The following is a 19,494-nucleotide window of genomic DNA, read 5'->3' on the forward strand; positions in this document are numbered from 1 at the left end:
TCCACCAAACCCTACGTATAACCGTGAAAAATAAGGTACGGCACTCTCAAGAGGTAGCAGGGAGCCCATCGTGGCAATCAAAGAAATAAAAGGTAGTGAAACTAATGCTAGGTATGTGAATATTAATGAAACACTTTTCTGAGTCCCCTTTTTTTTCTTTGCAAGCTTGATGCAACAAAGCAATATTAAGCATGTAACTGCTAAGAAATAAATTGCCGCCATACCATGAAAGAAAAACCTATCAACGAAGTTATAATATGCAGTGAGATTGTTGACAGCATTACTAAACAAGCCACCTCCATCTATTCCTGGATGGCTGGAATTGTGTGACCCTGAAAATGTATTCGGTAGGATAATTTTCAAGTATAAGAATGCTGATAAAGCAAGAGCCAAAATTCTGGATGCAGCAAGCATTAACGCATATTTATGCTCATTCCTATGCTCAATAGTGTGCATAAACTGTATTATGCTACAAAAAATGTAAAGATTTATAGATGGCTGGTAGGTGCAAAAAACCACAATTACAGTGGCTAATGATAATAAAAAGTCTAATTTATAGTCATTCTTATTTGCACTGATCAGTAGAAGTGGTGCGCATAATGAAACACACATCGGCAGCACATCAAATCTATAAGAAAGTATCTCTGGGAGTGAGGGCGTCAACACATATCCAAGAGGAACGATAAAATAAATACCGCCGGAGACTATATATTTCTTATGAAACATATAAAGTGCTAAGGCTATCAATGAGCATGACAAAATCAGAGGTAAAGGGAAAATGTCAATTAATCTATGATTAAAAGATAGCAACTGCATTAACCAGTCTGAAACTGGTCTGCCATCAACCCCCCACCTAGTATAACCTTTTGTTGCCCTCCCCATATCGTCAATATAATATTGAGAAGACAAAAATATTGGAAGAGAAAGAAATAATATAGCGATTAAGTAATCTTTATATTTTATTGTTTTCATTTTCCAATCCCAGCCTTGGATTTTAGTATGTAACGTGGTCGATTTTTAACTTCTACATAAATCCTGCCAATGTATTCACCCAAAACACCAATTCCTATAAGCTGAATGCCTCCAAGAAAAAGTATAGAGACGAGGAGAGATGGGTAACCACGCACAGCATTACCAAAGGCGAGGGTATCTATAATCATCCATGCTCCATACAGGAAAGCCACGCCAGCAACCAGTAAACCAATGTAGGTCCACATGCGGAGGGGGAAGGTTGAGAAGCTTGTGATGCCCTCTAGAGCCAGATTCCAGAGCTTCCATCCGTTGAATTTTGTGCTTCCTGCGACGCGTTCTGCGCGTGCATATTCAACGACATCGGTGCGGCCGCCAACCCAACTCAGCACGCCCTTCATGAAAAGATTCCGCTCTGGCATAAGCTTAATGTTTTCCACAACATCACGCGACATAAGACGGAAGTCACCAACGTTTTCTTCAATCTTTGGATTGCTGATCTTGTTGTGCAGCTTATAGAACCACTCAGCTGTCTTGCGCTTCAGTCTGCCATCAGTGGAGCGGTCAGAACGCTTGGCAAGAACCATGTCAGCCCCGGCCTGCCATTTCTCTATCAGGTGCGGAATGACTTCGATGGGGTCTTGTAAGTCTACGTCAATCGGGATAATGGCTTCACCGTTTGCGTGGTCAAGTCCAGCGAATAGCGCAGGTTCTTTCCCAAAGTTGCGAGTGAATGACAGTGGAACAACAAGCGGATCGGCAACAGCAAGCGCGTTGATAATTGACTCTGTCGCGTCTTTACTGCCGTCATTAATGAAGACTATCTCTACTTCATGCTGCTGAAGCCCTTCAAATTCCCGAACCGTTTTATAAAAAATAGGTATCGCGTCTTCTTCGTTGAAGACGGGAACGACCAGAGAAATTTTCATTTCGCATCCCTAAAGACAATGAACTTTGAATAGATAAATCCGCACACCAGACTGATTGCGGAGAACACGATTAACGTGATGATAGGAGCCATGCCAGACTTATCAGCGCACCATCCAACAATCGCGCTAAGTGAGCCCATGAATCCTACGTAGAGCATGTAGCGTAGAGTGGTAGTCGAGGACTTAAACGTGAACCTGGCGTTTGCAAAGAAGCTGAATGACACCGCCACGACAAACCCGGCGAAGTTGCCAAGTGCCTGACCTGTATGGAATGCGTAAATGCAAACGGCGAACACCACCCAATGAATGAGCGTGTTGATAACACCTATTGATGTGTACTTGGCGAATAACTTTAACATTATAGAAATCAGTAAATTCTGAAAGGCCTGAAGTTTAGCACCACTGTGAAACTTGATCGACCCTCATAATTAACGATACTGTATATGCATACAGTTAATTTGTGAGGTAATTATGCCACGCACAGCAGACATACACGCAGCCTTTGTTGCGGCCATACAGCTCAACCCTAAGGGCTATCGCTATCTGAGCACAGACGCATTCATAGAGAAATTGCGGGAGTTCAACTGGCACTATACCCGCGAAGATGCGAATGCCTGGATAGAGCGATACCAAAAAGACTTTGCTGACAAGACGACAGACGGTAGCGACAACAGGTACTGGATCCTGCGTAACATGGGGAGGGTCCAGTAATGGGATTTGCATCACCTGCAAGCGATTATGTCGAGCGCCAACTTTCACCCGAGGTGATTTGCAACATCGGGGCAGAGAGCCGGGTTCTTGAAACTGATTCAGGATTTGCAGTCATTGAGCCAGCAGTGAAAAAAACACCCGGTGATGTGTTACTTATCCTTTGCGACGGTCATACGCAGTTTGCCAAGTTGATGGGCAAGGCGCTCATTACAGATGATGGTGAGGCGATAGAGGGAAACGCACTCGAAGAGGTCGAAGTTCTTGGCCGAGTGACGTTCTTCATCAACCGCGCAATAGATGACGGATTACCGATATGATTACCAGGCTCAAGAAAGCGGCTCGATTAGTTCCGGCCCCTGGTTCTTAACATTCCCCACGGCACGCGTAACGGCATGCCAGATAAACTTGTCGGCGGGCACTGTTCCGTCGGCAATTATTTCCTCAGCTTCCTTTCCGCCTATGTCCTGGCGCATCCATTCCCTTGCAGCTTCCGGCGACAGAACCAATGGCCGGCGGTCGTGAATGTCGACCAGACCTTTGTCGGCCGCAGACGTCACTATCAGGAAACCTTCTGCATCATCGCCACGCTCAAACGGTGTGCTGCCGATCGCTGCCATAAAAATCGGCTGGCCATCGGCACGGTGGATGAAGTAGGGCTGTTTCTTGTCGCCTTCCTTTTTCCATTCGTACCACCCATCGGCAAAACAGATCGCCCGACCATGCTGCCAGAGAGGTTTGAACATTCTGCTGGTGGCCGCGGTTTCGACGCGCGCGTTTATCAGGGGTGCTTTATCCCACCACCCGGGCGCGTATCCCCAGAACACCGGATCGAGATGTAACTGCTCATCGCGTTCGCTCAGCAGCAGCACTTTGGTGCCGGGCGCCACGTTGTACCGGCCAATTGGTTCCGGGTCATATGCAATGTCGCGATCGCCTTCATCGGTAAGGAAGGCCAGATAATCTTCACGGGTTTGGGCTTGTGCAAAACGTCCACACATAGAAACCTCCAGTCAGTCAGACTGAAAGTATAGGGCAGGGATGGAAAGAGTGGGTGGTGGGGCATATATGGGGCATGAAACAGCACTCGCTCTAAGGTGAACTTAGACGACTGATGTTTTCGACGACTGCAACCATCTGTTATTTAGTGCGCTCTTGGACGATCTTTGTCGTTTATGAAAATTACATGGTCATATGATGTCGATGCAGGTGTGAAACCTTCCAATCTTACGCTGGCAGCCTGATGGCTTTAATGCCACAATATTTTTTTCTTCGCATGCAGGAAAGATGATGAAAAAAGTAGCAATTGTGGCTGCAATGCTGACGTTAGCGGGATGCGTTCAGGTCGAAAACTATCAGGAAGTGGTTAAGCATCCGGCACCTTCGCATCTGGCAGGTTACTGGCAGTCGAAAGGGCCGCAGAGCGCGATGGTGAGCCCGGAGGCGATTGCCACGCTGGTGGTGACGCCAGAGGGTGATACCCTGGACTGCCGTCAGTGGCAGCGCGTTATCGCGGTGCCGGGTAAGATCATGCTGCGTTCAGATGATTATTATAACGTGACCGAAAAACGAGACGTCTATCCGCTCGATCGTGATGGGGCGGCGCTGGAGTATGACGGCATGGAACTGTACAAGGTTGACCGCCCAACGGTGGAATGCGCAGATTACCTGAGCAAGAATCCGCTGGAGAGTAAGCTTCCGTAACCGTTTTGGAGTTTGCGCCCTCTACCCGTGGTCTGAGGGATCTCCACAAAATAATGCCTTCACCGTCGGCCCCCTCTCCCTGGAGGGAGAGGGCTGGGGTGAGGGGGAACATACGGCTCTGGTGGTCATTCCGTTCACTTTATATTCCTTGCTACTCTGTAGCGACATGAGCGGTGAACGTGCCAGGGTGGCTCAGTCGCCACCACCCTGGCGACCCGGGCTCCCGGCGGAAAATCGCCGCTTCGCGGTACCCTCAGCTTTTTCCTTCAGGCTATCGGGTCGGGCATGAGCCTGCATCCATGCAAGCCACGCCCTCTCGGCGCTTCCCTGCGCCTCGCCCCGGCCTTACGGAAACGCTTCGGCGATTTACAGCCGGACCAGGGCATCGCTGAAAGTCCTCAGTTATTATGAAGGCAACGTTATTGCTTCTGCTTTCAAATTACTGGGGATATCTCTCCCTGTGGGAAAGGGTGGGGTGAGGGCACCAGGCCGCACCTTTCCCGTACTACAGCGCGTCTTCAATCACCCAGACGCTGACGCTTCCCCCGTTACAGAAGAACGTCCCTTCGCCATCCGCCGCCGTGGTCACGGTTTCCTCGCGGTTGCCTAAAAAATCACGCCAGGTCTTATTGCCGTAATTCTCGCCGAGGCAGATCGTCTTCTCACCGTCATCACCATTCGACAGCACCACCACACAGCCCGGGTGCTCCTCTGTCCCGCTGCGGCTAAACGCAATGCAGTTTGGATGATCGAAAAAGAGGGTTTGCACGCCGTGGGCAAAACGCTGCCGGGCGAGGATCAGCTCGTGGAGCTGTTCAATCACCGGCATATCAATGTGATACGTCTCACCATCCCCGCCAGTGTCGTCATAGCTGGCGCCAAAAAGATCCGGGTAGAACACGCTCGGCACGCCGTTTTCACGCAGCAGGATGAGCGCGTAGGCCAGCGGTTTGAACCAGGCTTCAACCGGGGCTTCCAGCGCCTGCAAGGGCTGGGTGTCATGGTTGGCCACCAGCGTTACGGCATGGAACGGATCGGCTTCCACCAGCGTACCGGTGAAAATCTGGCTCATATCGTAGTCGCGTCCCTGGCGTGACGCTTCGTGAAATTTCATTTGCAGCGGCGCGTCAAACAACATGGTTTTGCCGTCCACCTGATTGATGTATTGCTGCAATTTATCCACTTCGTGAGACCAGTATTCCGCCACAATAAATAGCGGCTGCGGGGCCACCTCCTGGACATGTTCAATCCACTCTTTATAGAACCAGGCCGGAATGTGTTTTACCGCGTCCAGGCGGAAGCCGTCGCAGTGGGTTTGCTCCATCACCCAGCGCGCCCAGTATTTGATCTCCTCCGTCACCGCGTGGTTGCGAAAATCAATATTTTCACCCATCAGGTAATCGAAATTGCCCATCTCGTCGTCGACCTGATCGTTCCAGCCTTCGCCGGTGTAGTCGTTAACGATTTTGAAGATACCGTCCTCACTGGGATTTTCAATGTGGTCGATACCGCTAAAGCATTTGTAATCCCAGATGAACTGCGAATACTGCCCGGCCCGAACGGGGAAGGTGTAGCGCGTCCAGGCTTCACATTCGATGATCTCATCGCTGATTTGGGTGCGATCCTGAGCATCCACGCGTTGCACGCGGACGGGTTCCTTTTCATCGGCCCCCATTTTATGGTTGACCACCACGTCCAGAAGCACCGCAATCTGGTTGCTTTTTAAGGCGTTGATGGCCTCCAGCAGCTGGGCTTTATCGCCGTATTTGGTGGCGACGCTGCCTTTCTGGTCAAACTCACCGAGGTCGAAAAGGTCATAAGAGTCATACCCGACGGAATAGCCGCCGGATGCGCCTTTGTAGGCCGGGGGTAACCAGACCATATTGATGCCGATTTCGTTCAGGTTGGGGGCTAATGCCGTGACTTCTTGCCACAATTCACCGCCGGTGGGGTAGTACCAGTGAAAACATTGTAAAAGTGTTGGGTTGCGCATGCACCATCTCCATGAGGTCGCGAAACTCAAGTATGGAGCAGGTTTGGCAGAAATGCCTGGCGAACGAAACGGTTAACGCTTGCCCGCCAGTTAAATGGCTAATTAATATCGCTATTACTTTGCGGAACAAGGACATGACCGCCCTGGTTACCGTAGGTGGAGAGAACGGTTTTCTGGATGGAGGATTGCCCAACCAGCTTCGCCAGCTCATCCATTCTGGCTTGCAGCAATGTTTTTACCTGGCCTTCGTTGTCCAGGATCACCCGCAGCGTCGGGCGAAGCTGCTCCTGAATCTGCATCGAAGGTTCACTTTCCTGAGTGAGACGAGCCAGTGAGTGCACCGCATTAACATAGTCGGTTTCACAGATGATCAGATCATCCCATAGTCCCTGCCGCGCCAGTCGCAACATCAACTGGCTCTGCTCAAGGAGTTGCTGATAAAGGGCATAAAGTTGCGGTGCGTTACTCATTAGACGGCGTCCTGCATCAGTTGTGGCGTACCGGCAACCTCCTTCCACCCGTCAGCGATATTGCGCAGCAGGTTTTCCACCTCTTCGATGGCGCTGGCGTCGTTATTCACGTTGGCGTGCAGGAGGCGACGTACCATATAGGCATAAAGGGCAATCAGGTTTTGCGTAAGCTCATCACCGTTATTTTCCACCAGGCCAACCTTCAGCCCGTTTTCGATAATGTTGATGGCTTTTGAGAGCGCCAGCCCTTTAGCAGGAATATTACCGTCTGCCAGGAACAGACGCGCGCGTACCAGCGCGCTGAGGGCTCCATCAAATAGCATGATTACCAGCTGCTGCTGGCTGGCGCTCATCACCGCGCTTTCAACTTCTATCTTTGCGTAGGCCTGCGTGCCTTTTGCGCCGTACATGTTATCCCCCTCGGGTCTGATTAGCGTTTACTACTTGTTGCTGGACGTATTTTCGAACTGCTGCGTCAGGTAGCTGCTGGTGTTGTTCAGCGAGGTCATCAGTACGTCCAGCTGGGTAAACTGGGCTTTGTACTGCGCCACTCTTGCATCAATACGTTCGCTCACGGCGTTATATTGATCCGTTAACTTGTTCAGCGTTTTGCTGACGCCATCTTTGGCCGCCTGGATAATGCCTTTACTGGAAAGCCAGTCAGTCAGATGGGTGGCCATGGTGGTGGTGATCCCGGTGGTTTTTCCGTCACCTACAACCAGATCTTTCACCGCAGACGGGTTATCCGTCAGCGCTTTTTTCAGCTTTTCGCTGCTCAGCTCCAGCTTGCCCGTGCTTGGATCTGAGGTAATGCCGACCTGAGACAGCGTTTTATAGGCGGTTCCGCCGACGGTGTTGCTCAGCATGGTTTTCAGCTGCGTCTGGATAGTACGCAGCGTAGTGTCTCCGAGCAGGGCGCCGTTGCTGGAATCCTGCGCATCTGTGCCCGCATCAACCGCCGTATATTTGGTTAACGATGCAAAGCTGTCCTGAAGGGTGTTGTAGGCATCCACCCAGGCTTTCATCGCCGTTTCCGCTTTAGACGTATCTTTAGTAATCGTCAGCGTCTGGTTACCGGTGGTGACGTCGTTCAGGTTCAGGGTGATATCTTCCAGCGCATCGCTAATGGTGTTGCTGCTGTTTTCGATATCTACGTTATTCACCTTCAGCTTCGCGTTTTGCGCGGTAACGCTTTCCATCATACCGTTGCTGGCATCGGTGCTGGTGCCGTTGTAACCCATAAAGGATTGCAGGGCGCTATCGCCGCTTACGCTGATGCTGACCGCGTTGTCCGCTCCGGTTTCGGTGGAGGTGATGGACAGACGATATTGACCATTACCGACGTTAATAATACTGGCGGTCACGCCGGCGTCAGCTTTGTTAATCGCATCGCGAATGCCGGTCAGCGAGGAATTTGCCGCGCTGATATCGATGGTCACCGGATCTTTACCGTTTCCGGCGGTAAAGGTGATCTTGCTGTCAGCCGTGGCAATGGCCGTTTTGGTATCCGGCTGTGCGTTTTTGGTCGTCAGGGTTTGCGCCTGCGCCAGCTGCGACACGCTGATGGTGTATTTACCGGCAATCGCGCTGCCGGTAGTGGTGGCGCTGAATGCCGTGGAGCTGCTCGACGTGCTGGTCGCCGTAAACAGGTCGGCTTTATTCAGCGCGGTGTTTGCAGTCTGAAACGCTTCCAGCGAACTCTTCAACGTGCCGTAAGCGCTAAGCTTGGCGGTATAAGATGACTGTTGTTTGGTTATCGGCGTCAACTGTGCTTTTTCGGCCGTGGTCAGACTATCCAGAATGTCTGCTAACTTAAGACCCGAACCGATCCCCAATGATGAAATACTTGCCATATTTATTCCTTAATCTATCGACACGTAGAACGAATAGTGGGGTTATCGGCTTTTATGGGGGAAAGTTTACGGTTAATTTCTTTTTTTTAATGGCGGGAATAACGGTAATAGAGAAGAGCTTTTCCGTGGCTAAAAAAATTAACGCGATCCTGAAAAAAAATCTAAAGGTTGGTTTGGACCAGACGATAACACCTTTGACGGCGATGAAGCCGAAGGGTGGAAACCCAAATCTAACCAAACAGATTTGATGAACAACAGGAATCGAAATCATGGCACAAGTCATTAATACCAACAGCCTCTCGCTGATCACTCAGAACAACATCAACAAGAACCAGTCCGCTCTGTCTTCTTCTATCGAGCGTCTGTCTTCTGGTCTGCGTATCAACAGCGCGAAAGATGACGCTGCGGGCCAGGCTATCGCTAACCGCTTCACCTCTAACATCAAAGGTCTGACTCAGGCTGCACGTAACGCTAACGACGGTATCTCTCTGGCACAGACCACTGAAGGCGCGCTGTCTGAAATCAACAACAACCTGCAGCGTGTTCGTGAACTGACCGTTCAGGCAACTACCGGTACTAACTCAGATTCTGACCTGTCTTCAATCCAGGACGAAATCAAATCCCGCCTGTCTGAAATCGACCGCGTATCCGGTCAGACTCAGTTCAACGGCGTGAACGTGCTGGCTAAAGACGGCTCCATGAAGATTCAGGTTGGTGCAAACGACGGCCAGACCATCTCCATCGACCTGCAACAGATCGACTCTTCAACGCTGGGTCTGAACGGTTTCTCCGTTTCTAAAGGTGCCCTGAAGGTTGGAGCTGCTGTAACTCAGATTACTGACACCGCAACTAACACTCCTAAAGATATCGATCTTAAAGCTGTTGCAACTGCTCTGAATGTGGATGCGAGCACTCTGACTCTGCACAACGTAACCGGCACAAGCCAGTATGTTGTCCAGTCAGGCAGCGATTCTTACTCAGTATCTGTAGGCGACACTGGTGCTGACGCAGGTAAAGTGTCTCTGAACACCACTACTATCACTTACGGTGATGCAGTTAACGGTATCGCTGCGGACGGCGCATCAATGGCTGCGCAGCCAATCAAAGTTGGTACTGCTGCTGATGGTACTGTTACTGGTTTCGTTACTGTCCAGGGTAAAAACTATGGCGTAGCCGCCGCTGCGCTGGTTAACACCAAAGACTCTACTGCGCCAACTACGTCAACTACTGCTGGAGTTGAGTTGAGCACCGGTAGTGGTCGTACTGCAACTGCCGAGTTCGCTGGCGCATCTACTGCGGATCCACTGGCTCTGCTGGACAAAGCTATCGCGTCCGTAGACAAATTCCGTTCTTCACTGGGTGCGGTTCAGAACCGTCTGAGCTCTGCCGTAACCAACCTGAACAACACCACCACCAACCTGTCTGAAGCGCAGTCCCGTATTCAGGACGCCGACTATGCGACCGAAGTGTCCAACATGTCTAAAGCGCAGATCGTTCAGCAGGCCGGTAACTCCGTGCTGTCCAAAGCTAACCAGGTTCCTCAGCAGGTTCTGTCTCTGCTGCAAGGCTAATCGCCTGATTACGCTTAAACCCCGCTTCGGCGGGGTTTTTTCTGTCCGCATTTACGCGTAACCCCCCAAATAACCCCTCATTTCACCCACTATTCACCCGATTAAAACCCCTCCAGAATCGGATAATCATGCCGATAACTCAACTAACGCAGGGCTGTTTATCGTGAATTCACTCTATACCGCTGAAGGTGTAATGGATAAACACTCGCTGTGGCAGCGTTATGTTCCGCTGGTGCGTCACGAAGCATTGCGCCTCCAGGTGCGTTTGCCAGCGAGCGTGGAACTGGACGATCTGCTACAGGCGGGCGGTATCGGGTTATTGAATGCAGTTGACCGGTACGACGCTCTGCAAGGAACGGCATTTACGACTTACGCAGTGCAGCGTATTCGTGGTGCGATGCTGGACGAGCTGCGCAGCCGCGACTGGGTGCCGCGCAGCGTTCGCCGCAACGCGCGCGAAGTGGCGCATGCGATGGGGCAGCTGGAACAGGAACTGGGGCGCAACGCGACGGAAACCGAAGTGGCGGAGCGTCTGGGCATTCCTGTTGAAGAGTATCGCCAGATGTTGCTCGATACCAATAACAGCCAACTCTTCTCTTATGATGAGTGGCGCGAAGAGCATGGCGATAGCATCGAGCTGGTGACGGATGAACATCAGCAAGAAAACCCGTTACACCACTTACTGGAAGGGAATTTACGCCAGCGCGTGATGGAAGCGATTGAAGCTTTACCGGAACGTGAGCAACTGGTGTTAACCCTCTATTACCAGGAAGAGCTCAATCTCAAAGAGATTGGCGCCGTGCTGGAGGTAGGCGAGTCACGGGTGAGCCAGCTGCACAGCCAGGCCATTAAACGCCTGCGCACAAAACTGGGTAAGTTATAGGTGAGTCATTCGCCTTGGAAATGCCGCACAACGTATTGACAACCAGGAGTTATCATGACGGTGCAGCAATCTAAAAGACGGCCTTTAAGCCGCTACCTGAAAGACTTTAAACACAGCCAGACGCATTGCGCCCACTGTAAAAAATTACTCGACCGCATCACGCTGGTTCGTCGCGGTGAAATCGTGAATAAGATTGCGATTTCCCGCCTCGACACGCTGATGGACGAAGCCGCCTGGCTTGAAGAGCAAAAAGAGTGGGTAGCGCTTTGCCGTTTCTGTGGCGATCTCCACTGCAAAGAGCAAAGCGACTTCTTCGATATTATCGGCTTCAAGCAATTCCTGTTTGAACAAACGGAGATGAGTCACGGCACCGTGCGTGAATACGTGGTTCGCCTGCGCCGCCTGGGTCAGCATTTGACCATGCAAAATATCTCCCGCGATCTGCTGACGACCGGATACCTGGATGAAAATCTGGAGCCCTGGCTGCCCGCCACCAGTACCAACAATTACCGCATCGCGCTGCGAAAGTACGCGCAATATAAAGTCCAGATGCCGGGCGTCATAAAGCAGAAAGTCCACGCCGGAACAACTTCTGATATATATTAAAAAAGAATAAGATGTAGCGCAGCCGCCTTTGACGTTGCAGGCGATTTCTCTACACTACTCAAAAATTCCACTGTATCGGAGTACTTATGAAATTAGCAGTTCTGGGTCGTCAGGCGCTGATGGGGATGATGGCCGTTGCGCTGGTCGCGGGGATGAGCGTGAAAACGTTCGCGGCAGATAATCTGCTCAACAAAGTCAAAGAGCGCGGCACGCTGCTGGTTGGGCTGGAAGGAACCTATCCTCCGTTCAGCTTCCAGGGCGACGACGGTAAGCTGACCGGTTTTGAAGTGGAGTTTGCGCAAGAGCTGGCCAAGCATCTCGGCGTCAAAGCCTCCCTGAAACCGACCAAATGGGATGGTATGCTGGCGTCACTGGATTCCAAACGTATCGACGTGGTGATTAACCAGGTGACCATTTCTGACGAGCGTAAGAAGAAGTATGACTTCTCCACGCCGTACACCGTGTCCGGTATCCAGGCGCTGGTGAAGAAAGGTAACGAAGGCAGCATCAAATCCGCCGCGGATCTGAAAGGTAAGAAAGTCGGCGTCGGTCTGGGCACCAACTATGAAGAGTGGCTGCGCCAGAACGTGCAGGGCGTGGACATCCGCACCTATGATGATGACCCGACGAAATACCAGGATCTGCGCGTAGGCCGTATCGACGCCATTCTGGTTGACCGCCTGGCAGCGCTGGATCTGGTGAAGAAAACCAACAATACCCTGGCCGTCGCGGGCGATGCGTTCTCCCGTCAGGAGTCCGGCGTGGCGGTGCGTAAAGGTAACGAAGATCTGCTGAAAGCCATTGACGGCGCCATTGCTGAAATGCAGAAAGACGGCAGCCTGAAGGCGCTTTCTGAGAAGTGGTTCGGCGCAGACGTGACGAAATAAGTCTCTGACCGACAAAAAAAGGCGCTTTTAAAAGCGCCTTTTTTATTTCTCGTGCGTCTGCGTGCATAATGAAATAACAATTGTTTGCGTGACCGGAGGAACCATGTCACTACAGAATTTAACGCGCTTTCCCCGTCTGGAATTTATCGGCGCACCCACGCCGCTGGAGTATCTGCCGCGATTTTCTGACTATCTGGGGCGCGATATTTTTATTAAGCGTGACGATGTGACGCCCATGGCGATGGGCGGAAATAAGCTGCGCAAGCTGGAATTTCTCGCCGCCGATGCCCTGCGCGAGGGCGCGGATACGCTGATCACCGCCGGGGCCATTCAGTCTAACCACGTTCGCCAGACGGCGGCAGTGGCGGCGAAGCTGGGCCTTCACTGCGTAGCCCTGCTGGAGAACCCGATTGGCACGCAGGCAGAGAATTACCTGACTAACGGTAACCGCCTGCTGCTGGATCTGTTCAACGTGCAGGTTGAAATGGTTGACGCGTTGACCGACCCGGCTGCACAGCTTGATGAACTGGCGACGCGCCTGGAAGCGCAGGGCTTTCGTCCGTACGTCATTCCGGTTGGCGGCTCGAATGCGCTGGGTGCTCTCGGCTATGTTGAGAGCGCGCTGGAAATCGCCCAGCAGTGCGAAGGCGCGGTGAGTTTGTCCTCGGTGGTAGTGGCGTCCGGCAGTGCCGGGACCCATGCCGGTTTAGCGGTCGGGCTTGAGCAACTGATGCCGGACGTAGAGTTGATTGGCGTGACGGTTTCCAGAAGCGTTGCGGATCAAAAGCCGAAAGTCGTCACCCTGCAACAGGCGGTGGCAGAACAGCTTGCGCTTCAGGCGAAGGCGGAAATATTGCTGTGGGATGACTACTTCGCGCCGGGCTATGGTACCCCCAATGATGAAGGGATGGAGGCCGTTAAGCTGCTGGCCCGCCTCGAAGGTATTCTGCTTGACCCTGTCTATACCGGTAAGGCGATGGCGGGCCTTATCGACGGCATCGCCCGCAAGCGCTTTAAGGATGAAGGACCCATTTTGTTTGTTCATACTGGCGGGGCGCCTGCGCTGTTTGCCTATCATCCCCATGTCTAAAAATCAGGTAGAAAAATAATAATGCAAGAAAGTATTCAACTGGTTATTGACTCGCTGCCGTTCTTGCTTAAAGGCGCAGTGTTTACTTTACAGCTCAGTATCGGCGGGATGTTCTTCGGGCTGGTGCTCGGGTTTGTGCTGGCACTGATGCGCATGTCGAACGTCTGGCCGGTGCGGTGGCTGGCGCGGTTTTACATCTCCGTGTTTCGCGGAACGCCGCTTATCGCCCAGCTGTTTATGATTTACTACGGGCTGCCCCAGTTCGGTATCGAGCTGGATCCGATCCCGGCGGCGATGATTGGCCTGTCGCTGAATACGGCGGCGTACACCTCTGAAACGCTGCGTGCGGCGATCTCGTCCATCGATAAAGGACAGTGGGAAGCAGCGGCCAGTATCGGGATGACCCCGTGGCAGACGCTGCGCCGGGCGATCCTGCCCCAGGCGGCGCGCGTGGCGCTACCTCCGCTGAGCAACAGCTTTATCAGCCTGGTGAAAGACACCTCGCTTGCGGCGACCATTCAAGTGCCGGAGCTGTTCCGTCAGGCGCAGCTGATCACCTCGCGCACGCTGGAAGTGTTTACCATGTATCTGGCGGCCTCGCTGATTTACTGGGTGATGGCGACGGTGCTGTCCGCCCTGCAAAACTATTTTGAAAACCAGCTTAACCGCCAGGAGCGAGATCCAAAATGAGTGCAATTGACGTCAAAAACCTGGTGAAAAAATTCCACGGGCAAACGGTGCTGCACGGCATCGACCTTGAGGTTGAGCAGGGCGAAGTGGTGGCAATTATCGGCCCGAGTGGGTCAGGGAAAACCACGCTGTTGCGCAGCATTAATTTGCTTGAGCAGCCCGAAGGTGGGACGATCCGCGTGGGCGATATCACCATTGATACCGGGAAACCCATCAGCCAGCAAAAAGGGCTGATTCGCCGCCTGCGTCAGCATGTTGGCTTCGTATTCCAGAGCTTTAATCTCTTTCCGCACCGTACGGTGCTGGAAAATATTATTGAAGGCCCGGTCATCGTAAAGGGTGAACCAAAGGAAGACGCGACGGCCCGCGCCCGCGAGCTGCTGGCGAAGGTTGGCCTGGCCGGGAAGGAGACGAGCTATCCGCGTCGGTTATCTGGCGGGCAGCAGCAGCGTGTCGCCATTGCGCGCGCGCTGGCGATGCGCCCGGATGTGATCCTGTTCGACGAACCCACATCCGCACTCGATCCTGAGCTGGTCGGGGAAGTGCTTAACACTATCCGACAGCTGGCGCAGGAAAAACGCACGATGGTGATTGTGACGCATGAAATGAGCTTCGCTCGCGACGTTGCCGATCGGGCAATTTTCATGGATCAGGGGCGAATAGTAGAGCAGGGGCCAGCTAAGGCGCTGTTTGCCAATCCTCAGCAGCCTCGAACCCGCCAGTTCCTTGAAAAATTCTTAATGCAGTAGCATTTTCACGCTCAATTTGCTCCAGATGTCACTTCTGGAGCAAATTATCCTCCCATAACTTCAGTTTTGTTGATTTTTTATTCCGCCCGATGTGGATAAGCCATCGCCAAATTAAAGATAATCCGTCTGTGGTCGATATTTTATATAAATGATCCTGCTTTATGTGTTAGGTTATATTCACCATAATAATGATTATCTTTATCAGAGGCTTCATTCGGCAAGTATGAGGGATATAGACTTTTTCACCTGGCGACGGGAATGCGTCCTCCGGTTTCAGGAAATGACCTGTGCTGACGAGGTATATCAGGAACTTCAGCGACAAACGCAGGCGCTTGAATTCGATTATTATGCGCTTTGTGTTCGACACCCTGTGCCATTTACCCGCCCGCGAACATCCGTCCATTCCAGTTATCCGCAACAATGGATGGCGCAATATCAATCCGAGAATTATTTCGCCATTGACCCGGTACTGAAGCCGGAGAATTTCATTCAGGGTCATTTGCCCTGGACGGATGAATTATTCACGGATGCCCAGCAATTATGGGACGGCGCGCGGGACCACGGTTTACGTAAGGGAATTACCCAGTGTCTGATGCTGCCAAATCATGCGCTCGGCTTCCTCTCCGTGTCATGTACTAGCTTACAGGCACACTCGATATCCAGTGAAGAAATTGAGCTGCGTTTACAAATGCTGGTTCAGATGGCGCTCACTACACTGTTGCGCTTTGAACATGAGACGGTGATGCCGCCGGAAATGAAATTCAGCAAGCGTGAACGGGAAATTCTGAAATGGACCGCAGAAGGGAAGACGTCGGCAGAAATTGCCATCATTCTTTCCATCTCGGAAAATACCGTCAACTTCCATCAGAAGAATATGCAGAAGAAATTCAACGCGCCGAATAAGATCCAGATAGCGTGTTATGCCGCGGCGACTGGGCTTATTTGACTGATATCACGTTCTGCGTGTCAGACGAGGAAAAGGCTGAATGCACTGCATCCAGCCTTTTTTGTTACTGGCGGTAGGCTTGTTTAATTTGCTTAACTGTATTGGCAAAAACAGCGGATTCCGCCTGATCTTCCATCTGCGCGATCTGTTTTTCCATTTTAATGATCACACGTCCAGCATCAGCCTGGCCCATCGCCTGTAGCATAAGCGTCAGCAGCGACTTCAGGCAGTTTACTTCCTGTGCCAGTTCCTGGTTATTCTCGGCAGTGGCAAATTCAGGTGTGCTCATTTATTTTCCTCATTATAAAACAGCGCATGAGCGCGACGATGAAAGTTAAGGCGGCGGAGTATACCACAAGCTGCGGCAAAAAATGCAGTGGTTGTTTTTTATACTTTTACGCGTATTGATTATTGGCCGGTGCGGATTATGAAGGTAATCTGCCCACTATGTTAGCGACAATTAAATGTTTATCGCCGGTACGCCATCCGTTAATTGTTGTTACAAAAAAATGAGAGCATTTTTTAGTTTACGTTAACAAATGTTTTGGTGGCTTTTTGAATGCTGGTGCTAAAAAATAGCGGTAAAGCCCAGTACACATGGGTTTTCTTTCCACTTACTGTACAGCCTAATTTCCAAAAACGAGACCCGAATCGTATAGCCGATTTTTTAGCGTTTTAATCTTGCATGGAAAACCGTTAATATAAACCCAATTAGCAGTCAGTAGCGTTATCCCTATTCTGGAGACATTTCCTTTGATCAACGTCCTTCTTGTTGATGACCACGAACTGGTGCGCGCAGGGATACGACGCATTCTTGAAGATATAAAGGGTATTAAAGTTGCCGGCGAGGCGTGCTGTGGCGAAGATGCCGTCAAATGGTGTCGCGCGAACTCCGCAGACGTGGTGCTGATGGATATGAACATGCCCGGTATTGGCGGGCTTGAAGCCACGCGCAAAATCGCGCGCATGTTCGTTGATACCAAAGTCATCATGCTGACCGTCCATACCGAAAATCCGCTGCCCGCCAGGGTCATGCAGGCGGGGGCTGCGGGGTATCTCAGTAAAGGTGCTGCACCGCAGGAAGTCGTCAATGCGATCCGCACCGTTCACGCAGGGCAGCGCTATATCGCTTCTGATATTGCTCAACAGATGGCGTTGAGTCAGATTGAACCGGAAAAAACGGAATCTCCGTTTGCCAGTTTGTCTGAGCGCGAATTGCAGATTATGCTGATGATCACTAAAGGTCAGAAGGTGAATGAGATTTCTGAGCAGTTGAATCTCAGCCCGAAAACGGTCAACAGCTATCGCTATCGGATGTTCAGTAAACTGAACATCCACGGTGATGTCGAACTGACTCACCTGGCCATTCGCCATGGTTTGTGCAATGCGGAGTCGTTAATAAGTCAGTGAGTGAAGCGTTCGATTCAAAAGCATTTCTGAAAACCGTCACCAGCCAGCCAGGCGTCTACCGGATGTATGATGCTGGCGGTACGGTTATCTATGTCGGTAAGGCGAAAGATCTGAAGAAACGCCTTTCAAGTTATTTCCGCAGCAACCTTGCCTCCCGTAAAACCGAAGCGCTGGTCGCACTTATACACAACATTGATGTCACCGTAACGCACACGGAAACGGAAGCGCTGCTCCTTGAGCACAACTACATTAAGTTGTATCAGCCGCGCTACAACGTTCTGCTGCGTGATGACAAGTCCTATCCGTTTATCTTCCTGAGCGGCGACACGCACCCGCGGCTGGCGATGCATCGTGGCGCTAAGCATGCGAAAGGTGAATATTTCGGCCCCTTCCCGAACGGTTATGCCGTGCGGGAAACGCTGGCGCTTTTGCAAAAAATCTTCCCTGTTCGCCAGTGCGAAAACAGCGTTTATCGCAACCGCTCCCGGCCATGCCTGCAATATCAGATTGGCCGCTGCCTGGGACCATGCGTTGAAGGGCTGGTGAGCGAAGAAGAGTACGCGCAGCAGGTGGAATATGTCCGCCTGTTTTTAGCCGGGAAAGACGATCAGGTGCTGACGCAACTGATTACCCGCATGGAAAAAGCCAGCGCGGCGCTGGAATTTGAGGAGGCCGCACGCATCCGCGACCAGATCCAGGCGGTGCGCAGGGTGACCGAGAAGCAGTTTGTTTCCAATACGGGCGACGACCTCGATGTCATCGGCGTTGCCTTTGACGCCGGCCTGGCCTGCGTTCACGTGCTGTTTATTCGTCAGGGCAAAGTGCTCGGCAGCCGCAGTTACTTCCCGAAAGTGCCGGGCGGGACTGAGATGGGTGAAGTGGTGGAGACCTTTGTCGGCCAGTTTTATTTGCAGGGCAGCCAGATGCGTACGCTGCCCTCGGAGATCCTGCTCGACTTCACGCTGGACGATAAAACCCTGCTGGCGGACTCACTTTCAGAGCTGGCAGGCCGCCGGGTGAATGTCCAGACGAAACCGCGCGGCGATCGTGCGCGTTATCTGAAGCTGGCGCGAACCAATGCCGCCACGGCGCTGACCACCAAACTTTCCCAGCAATCGACCGTCAGCCAACGTTTAACCGCGCTTGCTACGCTGCTCAAGCTGCCGGAAGTGAAACGCATGGAATGCTTCGACATCAGCCATACGATGGGTGAGCAGACCGTGGCGTCGTGTGTGGTCTTTGATGCCAATGGCCCACTGCGGGCAGAGTATCGTCGCTATAACATCACCGGCATTACGCCCGGTGACGATTATGCCGCCATGAATCAGGTGCTGCGTCGTCGCTATGGTAAAGCGATTGAAGAGAGCAAAATCCCGGACGTTATCCTTATCGACGGCGGGAAAGGGCAGTTGGGGCAGGCGAAGGCGGTATTCGAATCGCTCGACGTGGAGTGGGATAAGAACCATCCGTTGCTGCTAGGGGTAGCTAAAGGGGCAGATCGTAAGGCTGGCCTGGAAACGCTGTTCTTTGAGCCGGAAGGCGAGGGCTTTAGCCTGCCGCCAGATTCCCCTGCACTGCACGTGATCCAGCACATCCGAGATGAGTCGCACGATCATGCCATTAGCGGACACCGCAAAAAACGGGCGAAAGTGAAAAATACCAGTACCCTTGAGACGATTGAAGGCGTCGGGCCAAAACGTCGCCAGATGCTGTTGAAGTATATGGGCGGATTGCAAGGATTACTCAACGCCAGTATGGAAGAAATTGCAAAAGTGCCGGGTATTTCGCAAGGGCTGGCAGAAAAGATCTACTACTCGTTGAAACATTGAGGGCTCTGTAGCAACATAGAGCTAAATTTTACTGACAACAGACAGTTACCGTCATCATGCGATTTAATATCCCTACGTTGCTTACTCTCTTTCGCGTTGTGCTCATTCCGTTCTTCGTCCTGGCATTTTACCTGCCGGTCGTCTGGGCGCCTTTTGCCTGTGCGCTTATTTTCCTGATTGCCGCCGTGACGGACTGGTTTGACGGTT

Annotated in this window: 23 protein-coding genes and 1 pseudogene; 14 read left to right on the top strand and 10 right to left on the bottom strand. The window is 51.9% G+C overall.

All coding sequences use genetic code 11. The features are described 5' to 3' along the window. The 3 genes from HP459_RS11150 to HP459_RS11160 all read right to left on the bottom strand — a co-directional run. A partial coding sequence (locus HP459_RS11150) for a glucosyltransferase domain-containing protein (RefSeq protein ID WP_171936221.1) occupies positions 1–972 on the bottom strand: 972 nt, incomplete at its 3' end. Beyond that, positions 969–1,898 (bottom strand): glycosyltransferase family 2 protein, encoded by a 930-nt coding sequence (locus HP459_RS11155; RefSeq protein WP_063151955.1) that lies wholly within the window; start codon positions 1,896–1,898, stop codon positions 969–971. The genes HP459_RS11155 and HP459_RS11150, both read right to left, overlap by 4 nt. Then, positions 1,895–2,257, bottom strand: a complete 363-nt coding sequence (locus HP459_RS11160) for a GtrA family protein (protein WP_006808936.1) — start codon at positions 2,255–2,257, stop codon at positions 1,895–1,897. Before HP459_RS11160 ends, HP459_RS11155 begins: the two co-directional genes overlap by 4 nt. Before the next feature lie 112 nt (positions 2,258–2,369). Between HP459_RS11160 and HP459_RS23510 the strand changes: the two genes are divergently transcribed. Beyond that, the gene (locus tag HP459_RS23510) at positions 2,370–2,609 is read left to right on the top strand and encodes a hypothetical protein (RefSeq protein WP_233154568.1); all 240 of its coding nucleotides are present in this window, start codon (positions 2,370–2,372) and stop codon (positions 2,607–2,609) included. Continuing rightward, positions 2,609–2,926, top strand: coding sequence for a hypothetical protein (locus HP459_RS11165; protein ID WP_155025811.1), 318 nt, complete (start codon positions 2,609–2,611; stop codon positions 2,924–2,926). Before HP459_RS23510 ends, HP459_RS11165 begins: the two co-directional genes overlap by 1 nt. Before the next feature lie 9 nt (positions 2,927–2,935). Here HP459_RS11165 and HP459_RS11170 read toward each other — a convergent pair whose 3' ends face one another. Next, positions 2,936–3,607 carry an SOS response-associated peptidase gene (locus HP459_RS11170; RefSeq protein WP_171936222.1) on the bottom strand — a complete coding sequence of 224 codons (672 nt, stop codon included), beginning with the start codon at positions 3,605–3,607 and terminating at the stop codon, positions 2,936–2,938. Positions 3,608–3,896: 289 nt separating this feature from the next. Between HP459_RS11170 and yedD the strand changes: the two genes are divergently transcribed. After that, positions 3,897–4,310 (top strand): lipoprotein YedD, encoded by a 414-nt coding sequence (yedD, locus tag HP459_RS11175; protein ID WP_022648547.1) that lies wholly within the window; start codon positions 3,897–3,899, stop codon positions 4,308–4,310. 505 nt (positions 4,311–4,815) lie between these two features. On the opposite strand, the gene amyA is transcribed toward yedD, so the two are convergent. From amyA to fliD, 4 genes are all read right to left on the bottom strand, one after another. Next, positions 4,816–6,303 carry an alpha-amylase gene (gene amyA, locus HP459_RS11180; protein WP_023300485.1) on the bottom strand — a complete coding sequence of 496 codons (1,488 nt, stop codon included), beginning with the start codon at positions 6,301–6,303 and terminating at the stop codon, positions 4,816–4,818. A 98-nt stretch (positions 6,304–6,401) separates the two neighbouring features. Next, complete coding sequence (gene fliT, locus HP459_RS11185; protein WP_006811148.1) at positions 6,402–6,773, bottom strand: flagella biosynthesis regulatory protein FliT; 372 nt, start codon at positions 6,771–6,773, stop codon at positions 6,402–6,404. Continuing rightward, positions 6,773–7,183 (bottom strand): flagellar export chaperone FliS, encoded by a 411-nt coding sequence (gene fliS, locus HP459_RS11190; RefSeq protein WP_003859616.1) that lies wholly within the window; start codon positions 7,181–7,183, stop codon positions 6,773–6,775. Before fliS ends, fliT begins: the two co-directional genes overlap by 1 nt. A gap of 30 nt (positions 7,184–7,213) precedes the next feature. After that, entirely contained in the window at positions 7,214–8,626 is a 1,413-nt protein-coding gene (fliD, locus tag HP459_RS11195; RefSeq protein ID WP_023300484.1) for a flagellar filament capping protein FliD, read from the bottom strand. A 269-nt stretch (positions 8,627–8,895) separates the two neighbouring features. On the opposite strand from fliD, the gene HP459_RS11200 reads away from it, so the two are divergent. The 8 genes from HP459_RS11200 to sdiA all read left to right on the top strand — a co-directional run bounded on the left by HP459_RS11200 (position 8,896) and on the right by sdiA (position 16,048). Beyond that, entirely contained in the window at positions 8,896–10,197 is a 1,302-nt protein-coding gene (locus HP459_RS11200) for a FliC/FljB family flagellin (RefSeq protein WP_062937924.1), read from the top strand. Between the two features lie 163 nt (positions 10,198–10,360). Next, the gene (locus tag HP459_RS11205; protein ID WP_003859623.1) at positions 10,361–11,080 is read left to right on the top strand and encodes an RNA polymerase sigma factor FliA; all 720 of its coding nucleotides are present in this window, start codon (positions 10,361–10,363) and stop codon (positions 11,078–11,080) included. A 54-nt stretch (positions 11,081–11,134) separates the two neighbouring features. After that, positions 11,135–11,686 carry a flagella biosynthesis regulatory protein FliZ gene (fliZ, locus tag HP459_RS11210; RefSeq protein ID WP_023300482.1) on the top strand — a complete coding sequence of 184 codons (552 nt, stop codon included), beginning with the start codon at positions 11,135–11,137 and terminating at the stop codon, positions 11,684–11,686. 86 nt (positions 11,687–11,772) lie between these two features. Next, positions 11,773–12,573 carry a cystine ABC transporter substrate-binding protein gene (gene tcyJ / locus HP459_RS11215; RefSeq protein ID WP_022648542.1) on the top strand — a complete coding sequence of 267 codons (801 nt, stop codon included), beginning with the start codon at positions 11,773–11,775 and terminating at the stop codon, positions 12,571–12,573. A 103-nt stretch (positions 12,574–12,676) separates the two neighbouring features. After that, positions 12,677–13,663: a D-cysteine desulfhydrase gene (dcyD, locus tag HP459_RS11220; protein ID WP_040117809.1), complete on the top strand. Its 987-nt coding sequence runs from the start codon at positions 12,677–12,679 to the stop codon at positions 13,661–13,663. 21 nt (positions 13,664–13,684) lie between these two features. Beyond that, entirely contained in the window at positions 13,685–14,353 is a 669-nt protein-coding gene (tcyL, locus tag HP459_RS11225) for a cystine ABC transporter permease (protein ID WP_022648540.1), read from the top strand. Then, entirely contained in the window at positions 14,350–15,102 is a 753-nt protein-coding gene (gene tcyN / locus HP459_RS11230; RefSeq protein ID WP_023306513.1) for an L-cystine ABC transporter ATP-binding protein TcyN, read from the top strand. The genes tcyL and tcyN overlap by 4 nt, the downstream gene beginning before the upstream one ends. 223 nt (positions 15,103–15,325) lie before the next feature. Continuing rightward, positions 15,326–16,048, top strand: coding sequence for a transcriptional regulator SdiA (gene sdiA / locus HP459_RS11235; RefSeq protein ID WP_032622448.1), 723 nt, complete (start codon positions 15,326–15,328; stop codon positions 16,046–16,048). A 64-nt stretch (positions 16,049–16,112) separates the two neighbouring features. Here sdiA and HP459_RS11240 read toward each other — a convergent pair whose 3' ends face one another. Then, entirely contained in the window at positions 16,113–16,337 is a 225-nt protein-coding gene (locus HP459_RS11240) for a DUF2594 family protein (protein WP_003859644.1), read from the bottom strand. Next, positions 16,334–16,435 (bottom strand): annotated as a pseudogene (locus HP459_RS23755) (hypothetical protein); the annotation flags it as partial. The gene HP459_RS11240 and the pseudogene HP459_RS23755, both read right to left, overlap by 4 nt. Positions 16,436–16,801: 366 nt before the next feature. Here HP459_RS23755 and uvrY point away from each other — a divergent pair. The 3 genes from uvrY to HP459_RS11255 form a co-directional block, all read left to right on the top strand. Then, the gene (uvrY, locus tag HP459_RS11245) at positions 16,802–17,458 is read left to right on the top strand and encodes a UvrY/SirA/GacA family response regulator transcription factor (protein WP_017384478.1); all 657 of its coding nucleotides are present in this window, start codon (positions 16,802–16,804) and stop codon (positions 17,456–17,458) included. Further along, positions 17,455–19,287: an excinuclease ABC subunit UvrC gene (gene uvrC / locus HP459_RS11250; protein ID WP_023300478.1), complete on the top strand. Its 1,833-nt coding sequence runs from the start codon at positions 17,455–17,457 to the stop codon at positions 19,285–19,287. The genes uvrY and uvrC overlap by 4 nt, the downstream gene beginning before the upstream one ends. Before the next feature lie 56 nt (positions 19,288–19,343). Further along, positions 19,344–19,494 (top strand): CDP-alcohol phosphatidyltransferase family protein (locus HP459_RS11255; protein WP_171936223.1); only part of this gene is annotated, 151 nt, incomplete at its 3' end.

This window comes from Enterobacter sp. CM29 (assembly GCF_013179605.1).
Classification (GTDB): domain Bacteria; phylum Pseudomonadota; class Gammaproteobacteria; order Enterobacterales; family Enterobacteriaceae; genus Enterobacter; species Enterobacter intestinihominis.